The 18,530-nt window shown below is 66.6% G+C and carries 21 protein-coding genes; 13 read left to right on the top strand and 8 right to left on the bottom strand.

Annotated features, from left to right (window positions below; translation table 11 throughout):
* Positions 1 to 276: 276 nt before the first annotated feature.
* From A3A5_RS43650 to A3A5_RS0127995, 5 genes are all read right to left on the bottom strand, one after another.
* Complete coding sequence (locus tag A3A5_RS43650; protein WP_157637309.1) at positions 277 to 507, bottom strand: hypothetical protein; 231 nt, start codon at positions 505 to 507, stop codon at positions 277 to 279.
* A gap of 128 nt (positions 508 to 635) precedes the next feature.
* Positions 636 to 1,412, bottom strand: coding sequence for an enoyl-CoA hydratase (locus A3A5_RS0127980; protein WP_018313772.1), 777 nt, complete (start codon positions 1,410 to 1,412; stop codon positions 636 to 638).
* A gap of 88 nt (positions 1,413 to 1,500) precedes the next feature.
* Positions 1,501 to 2,253, bottom strand: coding sequence for an amino acid ABC transporter ATP-binding protein (locus A3A5_RS0127985; protein ID WP_026201214.1), 753 nt, complete (start codon positions 2,251 to 2,253; stop codon positions 1,501 to 1,503).
* 37 nt (positions 2,254 to 2,290) lie between these two features.
* Positions 2,291 to 2,944: an amino acid ABC transporter permease gene (locus tag A3A5_RS0127990; protein ID WP_026201215.1), complete on the bottom strand. Its 654-nt coding sequence runs from the start codon at positions 2,942 to 2,944 to the stop codon at positions 2,291 to 2,293.
* Positions 2,945 to 3,054: 110 nt separating this feature from the next.
* Positions 3,055 to 3,840, bottom strand: coding sequence for an amino acid ABC transporter substrate-binding protein (locus A3A5_RS0127995; RefSeq protein ID WP_018313775.1), 786 nt, complete (start codon positions 3,838 to 3,840; stop codon positions 3,055 to 3,057).
* 267 nt (positions 3,841 to 4,107) lie between these two features.
* Here A3A5_RS0127995 and paaG point away from each other — a divergent pair, with 267 nt between their 5' ends.
* Genes paaG through paaK form a run of 3 tightly spaced genes read left to right on the top strand, consistent with a single transcriptional unit; the run spans position 4,108 to position 6,779 of the window.
* Positions 4,108 to 4,932, top strand: a complete 825-nt coding sequence (gene paaG, locus A3A5_RS0128000; RefSeq protein WP_018313776.1) for a 2-(1,2-epoxy-1,2-dihydrophenyl)acetyl-CoA isomerase PaaG — start codon at positions 4,108 to 4,110, stop codon at positions 4,930 to 4,932.
* 40 nt (positions 4,933 to 4,972) lie between these two features.
* On the top strand, positions 4,973 to 5,425 hold the full coding sequence (gene paaI / locus A3A5_RS0128005; protein ID WP_018313777.1) for a hydroxyphenylacetyl-CoA thioesterase PaaI: 453 nt from the start codon (positions 4,973 to 4,975) through the stop codon (positions 5,423 to 5,425).
* A 49-nt stretch (positions 5,426 to 5,474) separates the two neighbouring features.
* Positions 5,475 to 6,779 carry a phenylacetate--CoA ligase PaaK gene (paaK, locus tag A3A5_RS0128010; protein WP_018313778.1) on the top strand — a complete coding sequence of 435 codons (1,305 nt, stop codon included), beginning with the start codon at positions 5,475 to 5,477 and terminating at the stop codon, positions 6,777 to 6,779.
* A 64-nt stretch (positions 6,780 to 6,843) separates the two neighbouring features.
* Here paaK and A3A5_RS0128015 read toward each other — a convergent pair whose 3' ends face one another.
* Complete coding sequence (locus A3A5_RS0128015) at positions 6,844 to 7,974, bottom strand: murein transglycosylase A (RefSeq protein ID WP_018313779.1); 1,131 nt, start codon at positions 7,972 to 7,974, stop codon at positions 6,844 to 6,846.
* Positions 7,975 to 8,090: 116 nt separating this feature from the next.
* Between A3A5_RS0128015 and A3A5_RS0128020 the strand changes: the two genes are divergently transcribed.
* Entirely contained in the window at positions 8,091 to 8,306 is a 216-nt protein-coding gene (locus tag A3A5_RS0128020) for a hypothetical protein (protein ID WP_018313780.1), read from the top strand.
* Positions 8,307 to 8,319: 13 nt separating this feature from the next.
* On the opposite strand, the gene apaG is transcribed toward A3A5_RS0128020, so the two are convergent.
* Positions 8,320 to 8,694 carry a Co2+/Mg2+ efflux protein ApaG gene (gene apaG, locus A3A5_RS0128025; RefSeq protein ID WP_018313781.1) on the bottom strand — a complete coding sequence of 125 codons (375 nt, stop codon included), beginning with the start codon at positions 8,692 to 8,694 and terminating at the stop codon, positions 8,320 to 8,322.
* Between the two features lie 238 nt (positions 8,695 to 8,932).
* Between apaG and rpe the strand changes: the two genes are divergently transcribed.
* The 8 genes from rpe to A3A5_RS0128065 all read left to right on the top strand — a co-directional run bounded on the left by rpe (position 8,933) and on the right by A3A5_RS0128065 (position 16,270).
* Positions 8,933 to 9,634, top strand: coding sequence for a ribulose-phosphate 3-epimerase (gene rpe, locus A3A5_RS0128030; RefSeq protein WP_018313782.1), 702 nt, complete (start codon positions 8,933 to 8,935; stop codon positions 9,632 to 9,634).
* On the top strand, positions 9,631 to 10,374 hold the full coding sequence (gene gph / locus A3A5_RS0128035; RefSeq protein ID WP_018313783.1) for a phosphoglycolate phosphatase: 744 nt from the start codon (positions 9,631 to 9,633) through the stop codon (positions 10,372 to 10,374). The genes rpe and gph overlap by 4 nt, the downstream gene beginning before the upstream one ends.
* A gap of 432 nt (positions 10,375 to 10,806) precedes the next feature.
* A complete protein-coding gene (gene trpE, locus A3A5_RS0128040) occupies positions 10,807 to 12,324 on the top strand; it encodes an anthranilate synthase component I (protein ID WP_026201217.1) in 1,518 nt (505 codons plus the stop codon).
* Positions 12,325 to 12,344: 20 nt separating this feature from the next.
* On the top strand, positions 12,345 to 12,914 hold the full coding sequence (locus A3A5_RS0128045; RefSeq protein WP_018313785.1) for an aminodeoxychorismate/anthranilate synthase component II: 570 nt from the start codon (positions 12,345 to 12,347) through the stop codon (positions 12,912 to 12,914).
* Between the two features lie 71 nt (positions 12,915 to 12,985).
* Positions 12,986 to 14,014, top strand: a complete 1,029-nt coding sequence (gene trpD / locus A3A5_RS0128050; protein ID WP_035813880.1) for an anthranilate phosphoribosyltransferase — start codon at positions 12,986 to 12,988, stop codon at positions 14,012 to 14,014.
* Positions 14,015 to 14,025: 11 nt separating this feature from the next.
* Complete coding sequence (trpC, locus tag A3A5_RS0128055; RefSeq protein ID WP_018313787.1) at positions 14,026 to 14,829, top strand: indole-3-glycerol phosphate synthase TrpC; 804 nt, start codon at positions 14,026 to 14,028, stop codon at positions 14,827 to 14,829.
* Between the two features lie 3 nt (positions 14,830 to 14,832).
* Positions 14,833 to 15,462 carry a CYTH domain-containing protein gene (locus A3A5_RS0128060; RefSeq protein WP_018313788.1) on the top strand — a complete coding sequence of 210 codons (630 nt, stop codon included), beginning with the start codon at positions 14,833 to 14,835 and terminating at the stop codon, positions 15,460 to 15,462.
* 31 nt (positions 15,463 to 15,493) lie between these two features.
* Positions 15,494 to 16,270: a uracil-DNA glycosylase gene (locus A3A5_RS0128065; RefSeq protein ID WP_018313789.1), complete on the top strand. Its 777-nt coding sequence runs from the start codon at positions 15,494 to 15,496 to the stop codon at positions 16,268 to 16,270.
* 4 nt (positions 16,271 to 16,274) lie between these two features.
* Here A3A5_RS0128065 and A3A5_RS0128070 read toward each other — a convergent pair whose 3' ends face one another.
* Positions 16,275 to 16,553 carry an acylphosphatase gene (locus A3A5_RS0128070; RefSeq protein ID WP_018313790.1) on the bottom strand — a complete coding sequence of 93 codons (279 nt, stop codon included), beginning with the start codon at positions 16,551 to 16,553 and terminating at the stop codon, positions 16,275 to 16,277.
* A 218-nt stretch (positions 16,554 to 16,771) separates the two neighbouring features.
* On the opposite strand from A3A5_RS0128070, the gene A3A5_RS0128075 reads away from it, so the two are divergent.
* Positions 16,772 to 18,523, top strand: a complete 1,752-nt coding sequence (locus A3A5_RS0128075) for an ABC transporter permease subunit (RefSeq protein ID WP_018313791.1) — start codon at positions 16,772 to 16,774, stop codon at positions 18,521 to 18,523.
* Positions 18,524 to 18,530: the final 7 nt, after the last annotated feature.

Here is an 18,530-nt window from a genome sequence, read left to right on the forward strand (position 1 = left end):
CTTGCATGTGTAAGGCATGCCGCCAGCGTTCAATCTGAGCCAGGATCAAACTCTTCAGTTCAATCTCTGTGTGACCCTCGCGGGTCTCGCTCTTTCGAGCGGTCGCTCACTCTCAGAAAACTGACTGACCAGATCCGAAGACCCAGTCACGTTTTGCTGTGCGAGCACTGTATAACTTGTGAAGCCACACTGTCCGAAGACAGTGGCGTCCGCTACCCAGCGCCCACACTTATCGGTTGTTTGGTTGTTAAAGAACTTCGCTGCCGGCTTTGCCGTTCAGCGCTGCTGCGTTGTCAGCAGCAGAAAAACGAGATTATGCAGAGCTTTCTTCGTTTCGTCAACCGTTTCAGCAACTTTTTTTGCTGCGGCCAGCGCGCCAACTTCGCTGCGCCAACCATCCCGGTCAACCCCGCAACCCTTGCTGCGTCTGCTTTGCAGCGCTGCGTTGTGTGTTGCGAGGGGGCGAATAATAGGCCGGATTCGCGCACCTTGCAACAACTTTGTCATAACGATCCGCCAGGGGCTCCGGGGATTATGTCGTAAGCCATTGAGCGGCAAAGGAAATCCCCGAAATGATGAGTGCGGGAGAAACTTAATACCCCCGCCTGACTCTCGGGTATTCCCTGATCCGTGCCTTAGCGATGCTGGAAATTCGGGCTGCGCTTCTCAATGAAAGCGGCCATGCCTTCCTTCTGGTCTTCGCTGGCGAAGGTGGCATGGAACAGCCGGCGCTCGAAGTGCACGCCTTCGGCCAGCGTAGTCTCGTAGGCCGCGTTGACCGACTCCTTGATCATCATGACCACCGGCAGCGAGAACCCGGCGATGGTCTCGGCCGCAGCCAGCACTTCGTCCAGCAGCTTGTCGGCCGGCACCACGCGCGACACCAGGCCCGAGCGCTCGGCTTCGGTGGCGTCCATCATGCGCGAGGTCAGGCACAGGTCCATGGCCTTGGCCTTGGACACCGCGCGCGGCAGGCGCTGGGTGCCGCCGGCGCCGGGCATGGTGCCCAGCTTCACCTCGGGCTGGCCGAACTTGGCCGAATCAGCCGCGATGATGATGTCGCACATCATCGCCAGCTCGCAGCCGCCGCCCAGCGCATAGCCAGCCACGCCGGCAATCACCGGCTTGCGGATCTTGCGGATGGTCTCCCAGTTGCGGGTGATGTAGTCGCCCTTGTACACGTCCATGAAGGAATACTTGGCCATCATGCCGATGTCGGCGCCGGCGGCAAAGGCACGCTCGCTGCCGGTAATGACGATGGCGCCGATGCCCTCATCCTGGTCGAAGGCGGTCAGCACGGCGCCAAGCTCATCCATCAGCGCGTCATTGAGCGCGTTCAGGGCCTTCGGGCGGTTCAGCGTGACCAGGCCAACACGGCCACGGGTCTCGACCAGGATGTTTTCGTACGGCATGTCTTCTCCTATGTATTTGCAGGCGGATGGCACCGTCGCCACCGGCTGCGGGCTATTCTGCCACCTGTTGTGGCGGTGCAGGCGCTGCCTAGAGCATGTGCGCCAGGAATTCGCGGGTGCGCGCGTGAGCTGGTGCCCCGAACACTTCCTCAGGCGGCCCTTCCTCAAGAATCCTGCCGTCATCCATGAACACGACGTGGTTTGCCACTTCCCGCGCAAACCCCATCTCATGCGTGACGACAAGCATGGTCATATGTTCTTCAGCCAGTTGCCGCATGGTGCGCAGCACCTCCCCGGTCAGCTCCGGGTCCAGCGCGGAGGTCGGCTCGTCGAACAGCATGATGTCGGGCTCCATGGCCAGCGCCCGCGCAATCGCCACCCGCTGCTTCTGGCCGCCGGACAGGCGTGCCGGGTAGCTGTCCCGCTTGGCCAGCAGGCCGACCTTGCGCAACAGCTCTTCAGCCCTGGGCACCACCGCATCGCGCGCCAGCCCCTTGACGGTCATGGGGGCTTCGATGATGTTCTGCAGCACCGTCATGTGCGGGAACAGGTTGAACGACTGGAACACCATGCCCATCTTGCGGCAGATGCGGCGCACTTCCGCGTCCGCCACATATTTGGCGGCGCCGCCGGGGCCGGCGGCCGCCAGCGCCTCGCCTTCGATTTCAACAGTGCCGCGATCGATCACCTCAAGATGATTCAGGCAGCGCAGCAAGGTACTCTTGCCCGAGCCCGAGGGCCCGATCACCGCGGTGACATCCCCCTTGCGCAAGGTCAGGGAGACACCGCGCAAGACCTCCAGCGGCCCGAACGATTTGAAGAGATCCCGCGCCGCGATCATGATGCCGGGCGCATGGTTCGACGTGACGCCGGTCGGGCTAGTCATCATGTTTGGCATAGCGTTTTTCGAGATTCTGGAAGAACCAGGTCAGAATCAGCGTCATCACCAGATAGAAGAGCGCGGCGACCAGGAAAGGCGTGGTGGTGAAATCACGCTGCACGATGCCGCGCGCGGTGCGAAGAATATCGTTGAGGGCCAGCACGTAGATCAGGGACGTGTCCTTGATCAGCGTAATGGTCTCATTGCTGACCGGCGGCAACACCCGGCTGACCATCTGCGGCAGCACGACCCGCCGCATGGTCTGGAAATAGCTCATGCCCAGCGCCTTGCTGGCCTCATACTGGCCGCGATCGACCGACTTGATCCCGGCGCGGAAGATTTCCGCGAAATAGGCCGCGTAGTTCAGGGCGAAGGCCACCACCGCGGCGGGAAAGTCAGGCAGGCGCACGCCGATGACCGGCACGAACGGCAGCGCGAAATAGATAAACAGCATCTGCAGCATCAGCGGGGTGCCGCGCATCAGCCAGATGTAGCCATTGACCAGGCCGCTCAGCCACGGCCATGACGAGATGCGTGCCAGCGCCAGCGCCAGCCCCAGCGGCACCGACAGGGCGAGCGTGATGGCGAATAGTGTGAGCGTGACTTGCGCACCCTGCGCCAATGGCGCCAGAAGAGATAAGACGTAGTCCATGCTCGCGCGAAACAGAAGGAGGTGGGATCCCAGGCGCCGGGCCGGCGCGTGAGTCCGGAGGTGGCGCGGCGCCCTGCCGGAACGGCGCAGGGCGTCACGCAGCGTCTGGATTACTTGGTGATGTCAGTGCCGAACCACTGGGTGGCAATGCGGGCTGCCGTGCCATCCTGCTTCATGGAAGCCAGGGTCTTGTCGAGCTTGCCGAGCAGCTCGGCGTCATCCTTGCGCACGCCGACGCCATATTCTTCCGTACCGAAGTTTTCCTCCAGCACCTTGTATTCACCGGCACGCTTGCTGATCAGGTAGCGGCCCACCACTTCATCCACCACGATTGCGTCGAGGCGGCCAGTCGACAGGTCCATCAGGGCCGTGACGTTATCGCCGAAGGTCTTGAGTTCCTTCAGGCTGGCTGCGAGCTGGCTTTCCTTCTTGATCGCATCCACGGCGCTGCTGCCGTCCTGCGCGCCGACGATGCGGCCGGCCAGGTCGGCCTTGGCCTTCACCGGCGAGTTGGTGCCGACAATGACAATCTGGTGATTCGTCATATAGGGCGCGGTGAAGCTGATGTTCTGCTTGCGCTCTTCGGTGATGGTCAGCCCGTTCCACAGCACATCCACGCGCTTGCCGTTGAGTTCCGCCTCCTTGGCGCTCCAGTCGATCGGCTTGAATTCGACCGTCATGCCAAGACGGCGGCTGGCCTCCTTGGCCATATCGATATCGAAGCCGACGAGCTCGTTGCTGTTATCGCGAAAACCCATGGGCGGGAAGTTGTCGTCCAGGCCGACAATGATCTTGGTGGCCGTGTCGGCGCCGGCAGCAGGGGCCGCTTCTTTCTTGCCGCACGCCGCAAACAGGGCCACGGACGAAATCAGGAGTAATGCAGCGATCTTCTTCATAGGATATTCAATGCGAATAGGCGAGCATGCCGGGATCCGCATACAGATGTCGGCCGGCAGGTTTCAGATTGTTGTTGGCAGCGCGATTATAGAGCGACGCCCGCGACCGGCATTGCGGACCCTGCCGACATTGGAAGCCACGTGCCAACCCGCAGCCAAAAATTAGTGCTAACATTTGCCGACCGACTGGTCGGTTTATTTAAGAGGCGCCGTCGACAACAGCCGCCCGCGCCGACCGCGACAATATATCCGGCAGGAGACAACCCAATGCCCCCGATGTCCACCTCCGCTGGCCAGCCGGTCAGCATCGATGCCGGCCCGGTCTTGCTGCAATGGCAGGGCCCGGTGGCCGTGATCACCCTGAACCGCCCCGACAAGCTCAACAGCTTCACCCGCGCGATGCACCAGGCGCTGCAGCAGGCGCTCGACCATGTCGAGGCCGGCGGCGCGCGTGCCTTGCTGCTGACCGGGGCGGGCCGCGGCTTCTGCGCCGGCCAGGACCTGGCCGACCTGGATTTCACGCCCGGGCACATGACCGACCTGGGCGAACTGATCGATACCTGGTTCAACCCGCTGATCCGCCGGCTGCAGGCCCTGCCGCTGCCGGTGGTGGCCGCGGTCAACGGCACCGCGGCCGGCGCCGGCGCCAACCTGGCGCTGGCCTGTGACATGGTGCTGGCGGCGCGCTCGGCCAGCTTTATCCAGGCCTTCGTCAAGATCGGGCTGGTACCGGATTCGGGCGGCACCTGGCTGCTGCCGCAGCGCATCGGCATGGCGCGCGCGCTGGGCCTGGCCATGACCGGCGAGCGGCTGAGCGCCGAAGAGGCCGAGAAATGGGGCCTGGTCTGGGAGACCATGGACGACCCGTTGCTGCCGGAACAGGGGCTGGCGCTGGCCACGCACCTGGCCGGGCAGCCGACCCGCGCGCTGGCCGCGATCAAGCGCGCCATGTATGCCAGTGCCACCGCCACGCTGGACGCCCAGTTAGACCTGGAGCGCGACCTGCAGCGCGAGCTCGGCCAGTCCGCCGACTATGCGGAGGGCGTCAACGCCTTCCTCGAAAAGCGCGCACCGCATTTCACCGGCAAGTAAGCCGCGCGGGCCTGCCCGCCCCTCTATATAGGAGACCAGCTTGAAACAGGACCCCCAGGCCCTCGCCGAAGCGGCCGCCGCCGCCATGTACGAAGCCGACACCTGCAGCCGCTGGCTGGGCATCACGGTCGAGGCCGTGCGGCCCGGCTATGCCCGGCTGAACATGCCGGTGCGCAAGGAGTTCCTCAATGGCCACGGCATCTGCCACGGCGGCCTGATGTTCACGCTTGCCGATTCGACCTTCGCTTTTGCCTGCAACAGCCATAACATCAACACCGTGGCGGCGGGCTGCAGCATCGAATTTCTCAAGCCCGTGCACGGCGGCGACGTGCTGACCGCCGAGGCCACCGAGCAGGTCCTGTCCGGCCGGCACGGCATCTACGATATCCGCGTGACCAACGCCGCGGGCCAGGTGGTGGCGATGTTCCGCGGCAAGTCGGCGCAGATCAAGGGACACGTGGTGCCGCCGCCTGAAGGGACAGAAGGCGCCTGAGCAAATCCGGCAAGATACTTAAGACAAACGCCCCCGTGCAGGAGACGACATGAGCACGCGCCTGACCGATCTGCCCCTGGATGCGATCGAGACCGCCAGCCGCGCCGAGCTGCAGGCCTTGCAGCTGGAACGGCTGAGATGGTCGCTCAACCACGCCTACGCCAATTCGCCGGTGTACCGCCGCAAGTTCGACGAAGCCGGGGTCCACCCCGACCAGCTGCATTCGCTGGCCGACCTGGCGCGCTTCCCGTTCACCAGCAAGCAGGACCTGCGCGACAACTACCCGTTCGGCATGTTCGCCGTGCCGCAGGACCGCGTGGCGCGCATCCACGCCTCGTCCGGCACCACCGGCAAGCCCACCGTGGTCGGCTACACGCTCCATGACATCGACAACTGGGCCACGGTGATGGCGCGCTCGATCCGCGCCTCGGGCGCGCGGCGCGGCGACAAGGTGCACATCAGCTACGGCTACGGCCTCTTCACCGGCGGCCTGGGCGCGCACTACGGCGTGGAGAAGGCCGGCCTGACCGCGATCCCCTTCGGCGGCGGGCAGACCGAGCGCCAGGTGCAGCTGATCCAGGACTTCAAGCCCGAGGTCATCATGGTGACGCCCAGCTATATGCTGGCGATCGCCGACGAGTTCGAGCGCCAGGGCATCGACCCGGCCAGCAGCTCGCTGCGCGTTGGCATCTTCGGCGCGGAGCCGTGGACGCCCGAAATGCGGCTGGCGATCGAGAAGCGCATGGGCATCTCGGCAGTCGATATCTATGGCCTGTCAGAGGTGATGGGTCCGGGCGTAGCCAATGAGTGCGCCGAGACCAAGGACGGCCCGACCATCTGGGAAGACCATTTCTACCCCGAGATCATCGATCCCGACACCGGCGCGGTGCTGCCCGACGGCGAGTTCGGCGAGCTGGTGTTCACCTCGCTGACCAAGGAGGCGATGCCGGTGGTGCGCTACCGCACCCGCGACCTGACCCGGCTGCTGCCGGGCACGGCGCGTGCGGCATTTCGCCGCATGGAGAAGGTCACCGGCCGCACCGACGACATGATGATCGTACGCGGGGTCAACGTGTTCCCGTCGCAGATCGAGGAACTGATCCTCAGGCACGCCGAGCTGGCGCCGCACTACCAGTGCGTGCTGACCAAGGACGGCCACATGGACACGCTGACGGTGCGCGTGGAATGCGCCCACGGCAGCGAGCCCGCGCTGGCGCAAGGCGCGCGCGAGCGGCTGGCGCAGGAGATCAAGGCCTATATCGGCGTCACCGCCGGCATCGAGGTGCTGCCCGAGGGCGGCGTCGAGCGCTCGGTGGGCAAGGCGCGGCGGATCGTCGACCAGCGCCCGCGCTGAGGGCTGTCCACCATGCAGAAAGGGCGCCGCGATGGCGCCCTTTCTGCGTTGCCGGCTGCTGCGCTCAGCTACGCGGCATCAGCACCCACATGCGGCCGCCCTGCTTCATGCGGCCCGCGGTCTCGCCGGCGGCGTCGCCCGCGCCCCAGAAAAAGTCCGCGCGCACCCCGCCCTTGATGGCGCTGCCGGTGTCCTGCGCGAACATCAGCCGCTGGATCGGTTCGGTCGAGAGCGGGCGCGTGGTAGACAGGAACACCGGCACCCCCAGCGGGATGGTGGCCGGGTCGACCGCGATCGAGCGCTCCGCGGTCAGCGGCACGCCCAGCGCGCCCACCGGGCCGTCGTTGTTGGCCGGCAGCTCGCGGAAGAAGACAAAGCGCGGGTTGATGTTGAGCATTTCGTCGACGCGGCCCGGATTGGCGCGCGCCCAGGCCTTGATGCCCTGCATGGTGGCCTGCGCCGACGTGATCTCGCCGCGGTCCAGCAGCCATTTGCCGAACGAGCGGAACGGCTGGTCGTTGGTGCCGCCGAAGCCTACCCGCATGATGCTGCCGTCGACCATGCGGATTCGGCCCGAGCCCTGGATCTGCAGGAAGGCGGCCTCGACTGCGTCATCCACCCATACCAGCTCGCTGCCGCGCATGGCCGGGTTCTGCAACAGTTCGGCGCGGGCCGGCAGCGGGCGGTTGGCGAACTGCGCCGGCTTGCGGTACAGCGGCACCTGGAACTTGCCCTGGCGCGTGCGCGAGCCGTGCAGGATCGGTTCGTAGTAACCGGTGATCAGGCCATTGTCGGTGCCGTCGCCGTTGACCACGCGGTACGGCTGGAAGTTGCTTTCGAAATAGGCACGCATGGCGTTGAGGTCGCCGGCATCGACCATCATGCCGGCGGCACAGGCGCGGCTCCACTCGGCGCGCTTCTTCAGCGCCTGGCAGCTGGCCTGCAGCGCGGGCCAGGCGGCGCGCACGTCGTCCTGGGCCCAGCCGCCGATTTCGGCCCAGCTGGCGGCCTGCAGACTGCCCTTCTGCGACGAGGCCGTCGGCGGCGTGGTGCCGGCAGGGCCGGTCTCGATGCGCGGCGGCGGGCCGCTCATGCAGCCGGCCAGCAGCACGGCCGCGCCGGCCAGCGCGAGCCAGCCGCGAATGCGGTGCGGGTGCGAAGTTGGGGAAATCAGGGAAGCGTCCGCGTATGCCATCTTGCTATTGTTCAATGTCCTGGAAGGCGCAGCTTGCGGGGGCCGATTGCCCCTACAATCCCACCGTCATCCTTCAACCACCGCCTGCGCCCCCGCGGGCCAGCGCCGCATCCGCCATGAGCAAGTTCTTCGAAGCCCATCCCATGCTGCTGTTCGCCCTGGAAGCGGGCGTGGCGCTGTTCCTGCTGATCTTTATCGTGGTCTGGACCATGGGCACGGCGAAAAAGAACCCGCGTCCCACGCGCGCCCCGTCCGAGCATCCGTCGCGCCAGCCGGCGCAGGACGGCGCTGAAGCGCCGTCGCAGGATCAGGACAGCGCATCGCGCCAATAGGTTCCCCGCAGGGTCAGTGCAGCATGCGCGGCAGCACCAGCGCGAATTCAGGGATCGGCACCTCGAAGCGGTGGCCGTCCTCGGCCACGCAGAAGTATTCGCCCTTCATCGAGCCCACCGGGGTCGAGATAGTGGCCCAGCTGGTGTATTCGAAATGCTCGCCCGGCTTGAGCAGCGGCTGGTGGCCGACCACGCCCAGGCCCGCCACTTCCTGCGTGCCGTTGTCGCTGTCGGTGATGACCCAGTGGCGCGAGATCAGCTGCGCCGCCACCTCGCCGGTATTGTGGATGGTGATGGTGTAGGCGAAGGCATGGCGCCCGCGCTCAGGTTCTGACTGGTCCGACAGGTACTGGGTGCGTACCGATACGGAGAAAGCGTACTCGCTCATCGTGGGCAGGGCCGGCGTGAGGCGCCAGGCAGGGAAGTGGGTAGCCGCATTGTGCGGGATGGCCGCGGCACGGGCAAGAGCACCGGCAAGAGCACCGTGCGTCGGGGCAGCGGTAGAATATAGCCCTTTCAGGGCCGGACCGGGCCGGACGCCCCGCCTGATCCCCTCTGGCGCCCGCCCCTGGGCGCGCCAGAGACGCAAACAGCATTCCCCAGCACCCCACATCCTAGCCGCCGACATGAGCACGCCCACCTACCGCATCGCCCCGTCCATCCTGTCCGCAGACTTTGCCCGCCTGGGCGAGGAAGTGCGCCGCGTGACCGAGGCTGGCGCCGACTGGATCCACTTCGACGTGATGGACAACCATTACGTGCCCAACCTGACCGTGGGCCCGCTGGTGTGCGAGGCGATCCGCCCGCACGTGACCGCGCCGATCGACGTGCACCTGATGGTGCGCCCGGTGGACCGGATCATCCCGGACTTTGCCAAGGCGGGCGCCAATATCATCACCTTCCACCCGGAAGCCAGCGAACACGTGGACCGCTCGCTCGCGCTGATCCGCGATCACGGCTGCCAGGCCGGCCTGGTGTTCAACCCGGCCACGCCGCTGCACCACCTGGACCACGTGATGGACCGCCTGGACGTGATCCTGCTGATGTCGGTCAACCCGGGCTTCGGCGGCCAGTCGTTCATCCCCGAGACGCTCAGCAAGCTGCGCGCCGTGCGCCAGCGCATCGATGAATACACCGCCCGCACCGGCCGCGCCATCCTGCTGGAAGTGGACGGCGGCGTGAAGGTGGACAACATCGCCGAGATCGCGGCGGCCGGCGCCGACACCTTCGTGGCGGGCTCGGCCGTGTTCGGCAAGCCGGATGCGGACGGCGGCTACCGCGGCATCATCTCGGCCCTGCGCGGCGAACTGGCCAAGGCCGGCCAATGACCGAGGGCGTGTTCCTGCGCCGCAACGACTGGCGCGGCATCGAAGGCGTGATCGTTGACCTCGACGGCACCATGGTCGACACCGCGGGCGACTTCCACGCCTCGATCAACGCCATGCTGCTGGCGCTGGGCCGCCAGCATCCCAACCTGGGCCCGCTGGCGCCGATGTCCGAGGCGGAGATCGTCAGCTATGTCGGCAAGGGCTCGGAAAACCTGATCCGGCGCGTGCTGGACGCGCGCTTCTCGCCGCTGCATGCCAACGGCCTGTTCGCCGACGCCTATACGCTGTACGACCGCGAGTACATCCGCATCAATGGCCAGTTCTCGCAGGTCTACCCCGGCGTGCGCGAAGGCCTGGCGGCGATGAAGACGGCCGGGCTACGCCTGGCCTGCGTGACCAACAAGCCCTACAGCTTCACCGAGCCGCTGCTGGCCAAGACCGGGCTGGCCCAGTACTTCGAGCTGGTCTATGGCGGCGACGCCTTCCCGCTGCGCAAGCCCGACCCCTTCCCGCTGCTGAAAGTGGCCGACGCCTTCGGGCTGGAGCCGTCGGCCATGGCGGCGCTGGGCGACTCGGAAAACGACGCGCAGGCGGCCCGCGCGGCCGGCATGGGCGTGCTGCTGGTGCCCTATGGCTACAACCATGGCAACCCTGTACAAGCCGTTGACGCCGATGGTATAGTCGACTCCATTGCCCACGCCGCAGCGCTGTTTGCGGCACACTGGGCAGGTCATCGATAGTCCGAATTTCGTCGATCCCGACCAAATCCCAAACATTTCATGTTTCTCAACCGCAAACGCATCTCTTCTGGCAGTGATCGGCAGGCTTGGCCCTGGCGTCGCTGGCGCGCCTCCCAACAGGCGTAAAGTGCGTTCGCGAGTCTGCTGACACGCCCTCGACCCGAGGGCGTCGCCACCACCGGCCAAGGCACCAAGCCATGCCGGGCATCACCACCCAAACCCGCCAAAAGCCAGCGTAGCCATATTTCTCTGCTACGTTTAGCTCAAGAACGCGCCGCACGCCCTCTCTCCGGCCGTGTGCAGCCTTGTCCGCAAGCTGGCTGCATCACGGTCCGCCACCGGGGCGGGATTCCATACGCTCCAGCCTTACCTGCCGACAAGCGGCGCCGCGCCTGACCTATGCCGCAGCGCGGGCCGCACAAGAGGACCGACATGACCGAACTGGAATTCAAATCGCTGGCCGACCAGGGCTACAACCGCATCCCGCTGATCGCCGAGGCCTTTGCCGACCTGGAAACGCCGCTGTCGCTGTACCTGAAGCTGGCCCAGTCGCAGACCCGCGGCGTCAACACCTTCCTGCTGGAATCGGTGGTGGGTGGCGAGCGCTTCGGGCGCTTTTCGTTTATCGGCCTGCATGCCCGCACGCTGCTGCGCGCCTATGGCAACCGCACCGAGGTGGTGACCGACGGCAAGGTGGTGGAAACCCACGAAGGCAACCCGCTCGACTTCATCGCCGAGTTCGAGCAGCGCTTCAAGGTGGCGCTGCGCCCCGGACTGCCGCGCTTCTGCGGCGGCCTGGCCGGCTACTTCGGCTACGACGCGGTGCGCTATATCGAGAAGAAGCTCGCCGATACGCAGAAGCCCGATGACCTGAACCTGCCCGATATCCAGTTGCTGCTGTGCGAGGAACTGGCCGTCATCGACAATCTGTCGGGCAAGCTCTACCTGATCGTCTACGCCGACCCGACCACGCCCGAGGCCTACCCCCGCGCCCGCCAGCGCCTGCGCGAGCTGCGCATGAAGCTGCGCCAGCCGGTGGACGTGCCGGTCACCAGCCCGTCGGTGCAGACCGAGGTCTACCGCGAATTCGCCAAGGCCGACTACCTGGCCGCGGTGCACAAGGCCAAGGAATACATCATGGCCGGCGACATGATGCAGGTGCAGATCGGCCAGCGCCTGGTCAAGCCCTACCGCGACGCGCCGCTGTCGCTGTACCGCGCGCTGCGTTCGCTGAACCCGTCGCCGTACATGTACTTCTACAACTTCGGCGACTTCCAGGTGGTGGGCGCCTCGCCGGAGATCCTGGTGCGCCAGGAAGAGCGCAAGGTCGGCTCCAACGGCGACATGCGCAGCGAGCACATCGTCACCATCCGCCCGCTGGCCGGCACGCGCCCGCGCGGCAATACGCCGGAAAAGGACGCCCAGCTGGCCACCGAGCTGCTGCAGGATCCCAAGGAGATCGCCGAGCACGTGATGCTGATCGACCTGGCGCGCAACGATATCGGCCGCATCGCCGAGACCGGCTCGGTCAAGGTCACCGACAAGATGGTGATCGAGAAGTACTCGCACGTGCAGCATATTGTCAGCTCGGTCGAAGGCACGCTGCGCGAAGGCATCAGCAACCTGGACGTGCTGCGGGCGACCTTCCCGGCCGGCACGCTGTCGGGCGCGCCCAAGGTCCACGCCATGGAGATCATCGACGAGCTGGAACCGCGCAAGCGCGGCATCTACGGCGGCGCGGTGGGCTACCTGTCGTTCGGCGGCGAGATGGACCTGGCGATCGCGATCCGCACCGGCATCGTCAAGGACGGCAACCTCTACGTGCAGGCCGCCGCCGGCATTGTTGCCGATTCGGACCCGGAAGCCGAATGGAGGGAAACCGAAGCCAAGGCGCGCGCCGTGATCCGCGCCGCCGAGCAGGTCCAGGATGGCCTGGACTCCGACATCTGAAAGAACAGGAGACAGACGCCATGCTGCTGATGATCGACAACTACGATTCGTTTACCTACAACCTGGTCCAATACTTTGGCGAACTCGGTGAGGACGTGCGCACCTACCGCAACGACGAGATCACCATCGAGGCGATCGAGGCGCTCAAGCCGGACCACATCTGCGTCTCGCCCGGGCCGTGCAGCCCGAAGGAAGCCGGCATCTCGGTGGCGGCGCTGCAGCACTTTGCCGGCAAGATCCCGCTGCTGGGCGTGTGCCTGGGCCACCAGGCCATCGGCGAGGCCTTCGGCGGCAAGGTGATCCGCGCCAAGCAGGTCATGCACGGCAAGGTCAGCACCATCGAGACCACGCAACAGGGTGTATTCGCCGGTTTGCCCAAGCACTTCGACGTGACGCGCTATCATTCCCTGGCGATCGAGCGCGAAACCCTGCCCGATTGCCTGGAGATCACCGCCTGGACCCCGGACGGCGAGATCATGGGCGTGCGCCACAAGACGCTCGCCGTCGAAGGCGTGCAGTTCCATCCCGAGTCGATCCTGTCCGAGCACGGCCATGCCCTGCTGGCCAACTTCGTCAAGGCGCAGCGATGAGACTGCTCGATTCCGCACCCGCCAGCACGCACGCCCCGCACACTTCCCAGAATTCCGACAGCGAGAACGCCATGTCCATCACGCCGCAAGAAGCCCTGACGCGCTGCATCGAGCACCGCGAGATCTTCCATGACGAGATGCTGCACCTGATGCGGCAGATCATGCAGGGGCAGATCTCGCCGGTGATGGCCGCCGCGATCCTGACCGGGCTGCGCGTCAAGAAGGAAACCATCGGCGAGATCTCAGCCGCCGCGCAGGTGATGCGCGAGTTCGCCAACAAGGTGCCGGTGGCAGATCGCGAGAACTTCGTCGATATCGTCGGCACCGGCGGCGACGGCTCGCACACCTTCAATATCTCCACCGCGTCGATGTTCGTGGCGGCAGCGGCCGGCGCCAGGATCGCCAAGCATGGCAACCGCGGCGTCAGCTCCAAGTCGGGCAGCGCAGACGTGCTGGAAGCGCTGGGCGTGAACATCATGCTTGCGCCCGAGCAGGTCGGCCAGTGCATCGAAGAAACCGGCATCGGTTTCATGTTCGCGCCCACGCACCACCCGGCGATGAAGAACGTCGCCCCGATCCGCAAGGAGATGGGCGTGCGCACCATCTTCAATATCCTGGGCCCGCTGACCAACCCGGCCGACGCGCCCAACATCCTGATGGGCGTGTTCCACCCCGACCTGGTCGGCATCCAGGTGCGCGTGATGCAGCGCCTGGGCGCGAAGCACGCCATCGTCGTGTACGGCAAGGACGGCATGGACGAGGTCTCGCTGGGCGCTGCCACGCTGGTGGGCGAACTGAAGGACGGCGAAGTGCGCGAGTATGAGATCCACCCCGAGGACTTTGGCCTGCAGATGATCTCCAACCGCGGCCTGAAGGTGGCGGATGCGATGGAATCGAAGGAAATGCTGCTGGAAGCGCTGACCAACGTGCCGGGCACCCCGCGCGAGATCGTCTCGCTGAACGCCGGCACCGCGCTGTATGCCGCCAACGTGGCCGACTCCGTCGAAGACGGCATCCGCCGCGCGCGCGAGGCGATTGCCAGCGGCGCGGCGCGCGAGAAGCTCGACCAGTTCGTGCGCGCCACCCAGCAGTTCAAGTAAGAGACGCGAATATGTCCGACATCCTGCAAAAAATCCTGGCCGTGAAGGCCGATGAAGTCGACGCTGCGCGCAAGCAGCGCGACCTGCCCAGCCTGCGCGCCGAAGCCGAAAGCCTGCGCGGCGAGGCCGGCCTGGCCCCGCGCGGCTTTGAGCGCGCGCTGCGCGAGAAGATCGCCGCCGGCCAGGCCGGCGTGATCGCCGAGGTCAAGAAGGCATCGCCGTCCAAGGGCGTGCTGCGCGAGCACTTCGTTCCCGAGGCGATCGCCGAAAGCTACGCCAGCCATGGCGCTGCCTGTTTATCGGTGCTGACCGACGTGAACTTCTTCCAGGGACACGCCGACTACCTGAAGCGCGCCCGCGGCGCCTGCCCATTGCCTGCTCTGCGCAAGGACTTCATGGTCGACCTGTACCAGGTCTATGAAGCGCGCACCTGGGGCGCCGACTGCATCCTGCTGATCGTTGCCGCGCTGGACCCGGGCCTGATGGCCGACCTGGAAGCCTGTGCGCTTGAGCTCGGCATGGATGTGCTGGTGGAAGTGCACGGCGACGACGAGCTCGACGCGGCGCTGCGCCTGAAGACCCCGCTGCTCGGCGTGAACAACCGCAACCTGCGCACCTTCGAGGTGTCGCTGGACAACACCCTGGACCTGCTGCCGCACATGCCGGCCGACAAGCTGGTGGTGACCGAGTCCGGCATCCTCGGCCCGGCCGACGTGCAGCGCATGCGCGATGCCAACGTGCATGCCTTCCTGGTGGGCGAAGCGTTCATGCGGGCGCCGGAACCGGGGGTGGAGCTGGCGCGGCTGTTTGCCTGAGCCATGGCCCAGGAAATCGAACTCAAGCTGGCCGTCCCCGACGACGCGCTGGCCCCGCTGGCCGCCTGGCTCGACGCCAACGGCGCGCCGCAGGGCCAGGCCACGCTGCTCAACGTCTACCTCGACACCCCGGAACGCAGCCTGGCGCAGGCGCGTGCCGCGCTGCGGCTGCGCCGCAAGGGCGTGCAATGGTTGCAGACGCTGAAGACCGCCGGCAGCAGCCAGGGCGGCCTGGCCACGCGCCATGAATGGGAGACAGAGATCGCCGGCGAGGCCATCGAGCTGCAAACCTTTCCGGCGGAAGCGCAAACCGTGCTCGCGCCACTGGTCGGCCGGCTGGCGCCGGTGTTCCGCACCGACTTTGTCCGCCGCACCTGGCTGGTCACGCAGGACGGTGCGCGCATCGAGGTGGCTCTCGACACCGGCACCATCACCGCGCCGGCCAGCCCCACGCAGGAACCCATCCAGGAACTCGAACTGGAATGGCTCGATGGCGACGCCGCGCACGCGGCCGATGCCCTGCGCGCCTTCGCCGCGCGGCTGACCACCGTCGCTGCGCTTGCCCACTCGGACCTCAGCAAAGCCGCCCGCGGCTACCGCCTGGCAGGAATCACCGAAGGCAAGGCCTCATAATCGCGGTTTTCCCGCCAAGCTTTCTTCACGCATGCAAGCCGATCTCTTCGCCGCCGAAGCCCCCCGCGCCCCCGGCGAACCGTCCCCTGCCGCCAGCCTGCAGGCCCAGGCCGACGCCCTGCCCGCCGCCTGGCGCACATTGATAGACCCGTGCATCCGCGTGCCGGCCTGGCAGGAGCTGGCCGCCTTTGTCGACGGCGAACGTGCCGCCGGCAAGCCGGTATTCCCGCACCATGTCTTCCATGCCCTGCACCTGACGCCGCCCGGCGCGGTCAAGGTGGTGATCCTGGGACAGGACCCGTACCACGGCACCGGTACCGTCGGCGGCGTGGAACTGCCACAGGCGCACGGGCTGGCGTTCTCGGTGCCGGAAGGCATCAAGGTGCCGCCCAGCCTGCGCAACATCTTCAAGGAAATCGCCGCCGAGTTCGGCGCCAACGGCAACGGCGCGCCGCGCGCCTCCGGCAACCTGGAAGGCTGGGCGCGCCAGGGCGTGCTGCTGCTCAACACCGTGCTGACGGTGGAACAGGGCCAGGCCGCCAGCCATGCGCGGCGCGGCTGGGAGGCCGTCACCGACTGCCTGATCCAGAATCTCGCCGCCAGCCGGCCGAACCTGGTGTTCATGCTGTGGGGCAGCCACGCGCAGGCCAAGAAGCCGCTGCTGTGCGCCGGCCACTGCGTGCTGGAAGCGCCGCATCCGTCGCCGCTGTCGGCGCACCGGGGCTTCCTGGGGTGCGGGCACTTCCGAGAAGCCAACCGCTGGCTGGAAGCGCACGGCCGCACGCCGGTCGACTGGACCGCCGCCTAGCCCATCAGATCGTCGGCCGGAACTCGAAACCGGCAAACTCCCCTTCCCCAGACCCGACCTCGACCAGCGTCACCTGCGCCGCCGGCGGGCCCTGCTCCATCCACGCCTGCAGGGCTTCAAGCTGCTTGACCGTGCCGTGCGCCATCACCTCGACCGTGCCGTCGACCCGGTTGCGCACCCAGCCGCCAAGCCCCAGGTCGTCCGCCGCGTCGGCGCAGGCGGCGCGGTAGCCCACGCCCTGCACACGCCCATGCGCGACCAGGCGCCAGGTTTCCTTCTTCATGGCTTTTCCCTTTGAGCGCGCGCCGGCAGCGTGCGCGATCTGTCATCCACACCAAGTAAACTAGACCGCCATGCCGGGCGTTACAAAGGGATGCGCGCCGCCCGGCGTGATTTTGGCGTGGAGCCGGCGGCATGCGGGCTTTGCCATTGTCGGGGCCGCGAACCAGGGCTGGGCCACAAGCCTTGCCATCCAAGCTCGATACCGCCCGAGATGCGCTCATGATGCTACCCGCCAGCCGCCGCGCGGCCCCGCCCGCCCCTGGCTTTGACAGCCAGCTGCTGCGCGCGCCGCCCAACCGCTTCGACCTTGCGCTGCTGCCGATCATCCTGGCCGTGATCGTGATGATCGCGTTCGCCGCGCAGCAGATGAATGCCCCGTTCCACCCCGACCAGCCGCTGGCGGTGCACCTGGACGTGGCCTACCTGCCCTACTACCTGATGCGCACCAGCATCCGCATGCTGGCGGCGCTGGCGGCCTCGCTGCTGTTCTCGCTGGCCTTTGCCGCGCTGGCTTCCAAGAGCCGCACGGCGGAGAAGGTGCTGGTGCCGGCGCTGGACATCCTGCAGTCGATCCCGGTGCTGGGCTTCCTGTCGATCACCGTGACCGGCTTTATCGCCCTCTTTCCCGGCAACATCGCAGGGGTGGAATGCGCGGCGATCTTCGCCATCTTCACCTCGCAGGCGTGGAACATGGCGTTCAGCCTGTACCAGTCGTTCCGCACCATTCCGGGTGACCTGCTGGAGGCCGCGGCCATGTTCCGGCTGTCGCCGTGGCAGTGTTTCTGGCGGCTGGAAGTGCCGTTCGCCATGCCGGGGCTGCTGTGGAACATGATGATGTCGATGTCCGGCGGCTGGTTCTTTGTGGTGGCGTCCGAGGCGATCTCGGTGTCGGGCCACGATATCCGCCTGCCCGGCATCGGCCCCTATATCGCGCTGGCGATCCAGCAGCAGGACCTGGCCGCGATCGGCTGGGCCATCCTGGCGATGCTGGTGGGCATCCTGCTGTACGACCAGCTGCTGTTCCGCCCGCTGGTGGCATGGGCCGACCGCTTCCGCTTCGAGACACTGGCGCAGGACAAGCTGCCGCAGTCGTGGCTGCTGGACCTGCTGCGCCGCTCGGCGTGGGTGGGTGCAATGCTGGCGCAGACGGCGGCGCTGGCCGGGCGCACGCTGGCGTGGGGCGCGCGCCGCGGGCAGGCCCCGCTGCAGCCGGACAATCCGCGGCGCGCGCTGTGGTTCGCCCGCGTGCGCGACACCGTGATCGTGCTGGTGGCCTTGGCCGCGTTGCTGCGCGTGGGCTACTTCGTGCACAGCGAAGTGGGCTGGGCTGAAGTTGGCCATGTGCTGTGGCTCGGCGCGATTACGATGGTGCGCGTGGTGGTGCTGATCGCGCTGGCGGCGCTGGTGTGGGTGCCGATCGGCATCGGCATCGGCCTGAATCCGGAACTGGCGCGCGTTGCCCAGCCGATTGCGCAGTTCCTGGCCGCCTTCCCGGCCAACCTGATGTTCCCGCTGGCGGTGATGCTGATCGTGCGCTTCGGGCTGAACCCCGAGATCTGGCTGAGCCCGCTGCTGATCCTCGGCACGCAGTGGTACATCCTCTTCAACGTGGTCGCGGGGGCGTCGGGCATCCCCACCGAGTTGAAGCTCGCCGCACGCAACTTCGGCCTGCGCGGCTGGCTGCTGTGGAAGCGCTTCCTGATCCCCGCGGTCTTCCCGAGCCTGCTGACCGGGCTGGTGACGGCTGCCGGCGGCTCATGGAACGCGAGCATCGTGTCCGAGTACGTGACCTGGGGCGACCGCACCATCGTCGCCACCGGGCTCGGCAGCTATATCGCCGAGACCACCGCGCGCGGCGACTTCCCGCGCATCGCGCTGGGCATCGGCGTGATGGCGCTGTTCGTGGTCGGCTTCAACCGGCTGCTGTGGAACCGCCTGTATCAACTTGCGCAGGAGCGCACCCGCTTGTAAGGCAACG

The sequence above is a fragment of the Cupriavidus sp. UYPR2.512 genome (assembly GCF_000379565.1).
Taxonomy (GTDB): domain Bacteria; phylum Pseudomonadota; class Gammaproteobacteria; order Burkholderiales; family Burkholderiaceae; genus Cupriavidus.

What these genes read in the sequence shown, in the direction of transcription:
- A3A5_RS43650 (WP_157637309.1), bottom strand. Translation starts at nt 507, where the DNA reads ATGACAAAGTTGTTGCAAGGTGCGCGAATCCGGCCTATTATTCGCCCC.
- A3A5_RS0127980 (WP_018313772.1), bottom strand. Translation starts at nt 1,412, where the DNA reads ATGCCGTACGAAAACATCCTGGTCGAGACCCGTGGCCGTGTTGGCCTG.
- A3A5_RS0127985 (WP_026201214.1), bottom strand. Translation starts at nt 2,253, where the DNA reads ATGATCGCGGCGCGGGATCTCTTCAAATCGTTCGGGCCGCTGGAGGTC.
- A3A5_RS0127990 (WP_026201215.1), bottom strand. Translation starts at nt 2,944, where the DNA reads ATGGACTACGTCTTATCTCTTCTGGCGCCATTGGCGCAGGGTGCGCAA.
- A3A5_RS0127995 (WP_018313775.1), bottom strand. Translation starts at nt 3,840, where the DNA reads ATGAAGAAGATCGCTGCATTACTCCTGATTTCGTCCGTGGCCCTGTTT.
- paaG (WP_018313776.1), top strand. Translation starts at nt 4,108, where the DNA reads ATGCCCCCGATGTCCACCTCCGCTGGCCAGCCGGTCAGCATCGATGCC.
- paaK (WP_018313778.1), top strand. Translation starts at nt 5,475, where the DNA reads ATGAGCACGCGCCTGACCGATCTGCCCCTGGATGCGATCGAGACCGCC.
- A3A5_RS0128015 (WP_018313779.1), bottom strand. Translation starts at nt 7,974, where the DNA reads ATGGCATACGCGGACGCTTCCCTGATTTCCCCAACTTCGCACCCGCAC.
- A3A5_RS0128020 (WP_018313780.1), top strand. Translation starts at nt 8,091, where the DNA reads ATGAGCAAGTTCTTCGAAGCCCATCCCATGCTGCTGTTCGCCCTGGAA.
- apaG (WP_018313781.1), bottom strand. Translation starts at nt 8,694, where the DNA reads ATGAGCGAGTACGCTTTCTCCGTATCGGTACGCACCCAGTACCTGTCG.
- rpe (WP_018313782.1), top strand. Translation starts at nt 8,933, where the DNA reads ATGAGCACGCCCACCTACCGCATCGCCCCGTCCATCCTGTCCGCAGAC.
- gph (WP_018313783.1), top strand. Translation starts at nt 9,631, where the DNA reads ATGACCGAGGGCGTGTTCCTGCGCCGCAACGACTGGCGCGGCATCGAA.
- trpE (WP_026201217.1), top strand. Translation starts at nt 10,807, where the DNA reads ATGACCGAACTGGAATTCAAATCGCTGGCCGACCAGGGCTACAACCGC.
- A3A5_RS0128045 (WP_018313785.1), top strand. Translation starts at nt 12,345, where the DNA reads ATGCTGCTGATGATCGACAACTACGATTCGTTTACCTACAACCTGGTC.
- trpD (WP_035813880.1), top strand. Translation starts at nt 12,986, where the DNA reads ATGTCCATCACGCCGCAAGAAGCCCTGACGCGCTGCATCGAGCACCGC.
- trpC (WP_018313787.1), top strand. Translation starts at nt 14,026, where the DNA reads ATGTCCGACATCCTGCAAAAAATCCTGGCCGTGAAGGCCGATGAAGTC.
- A3A5_RS0128060 (WP_018313788.1), top strand. Translation starts at nt 14,833, where the DNA reads ATGGCCCAGGAAATCGAACTCAAGCTGGCCGTCCCCGACGACGCGCTG.
- A3A5_RS0128065 (WP_018313789.1), top strand. Translation starts at nt 15,494, where the DNA reads ATGCAAGCCGATCTCTTCGCCGCCGAAGCCCCCCGCGCCCCCGGCGAA.
- A3A5_RS0128070 (WP_018313790.1), bottom strand. Translation starts at nt 16,553, where the DNA reads ATGAAGAAGGAAACCTGGCGCCTGGTCGCGCATGGGCGTGTGCAGGGC.
- A3A5_RS0128075 (WP_018313791.1), top strand. Translation starts at nt 16,772, where the DNA reads ATGATGCTACCCGCCAGCCGCCGCGCGGCCCCGCCCGCCCCTGGCTTT.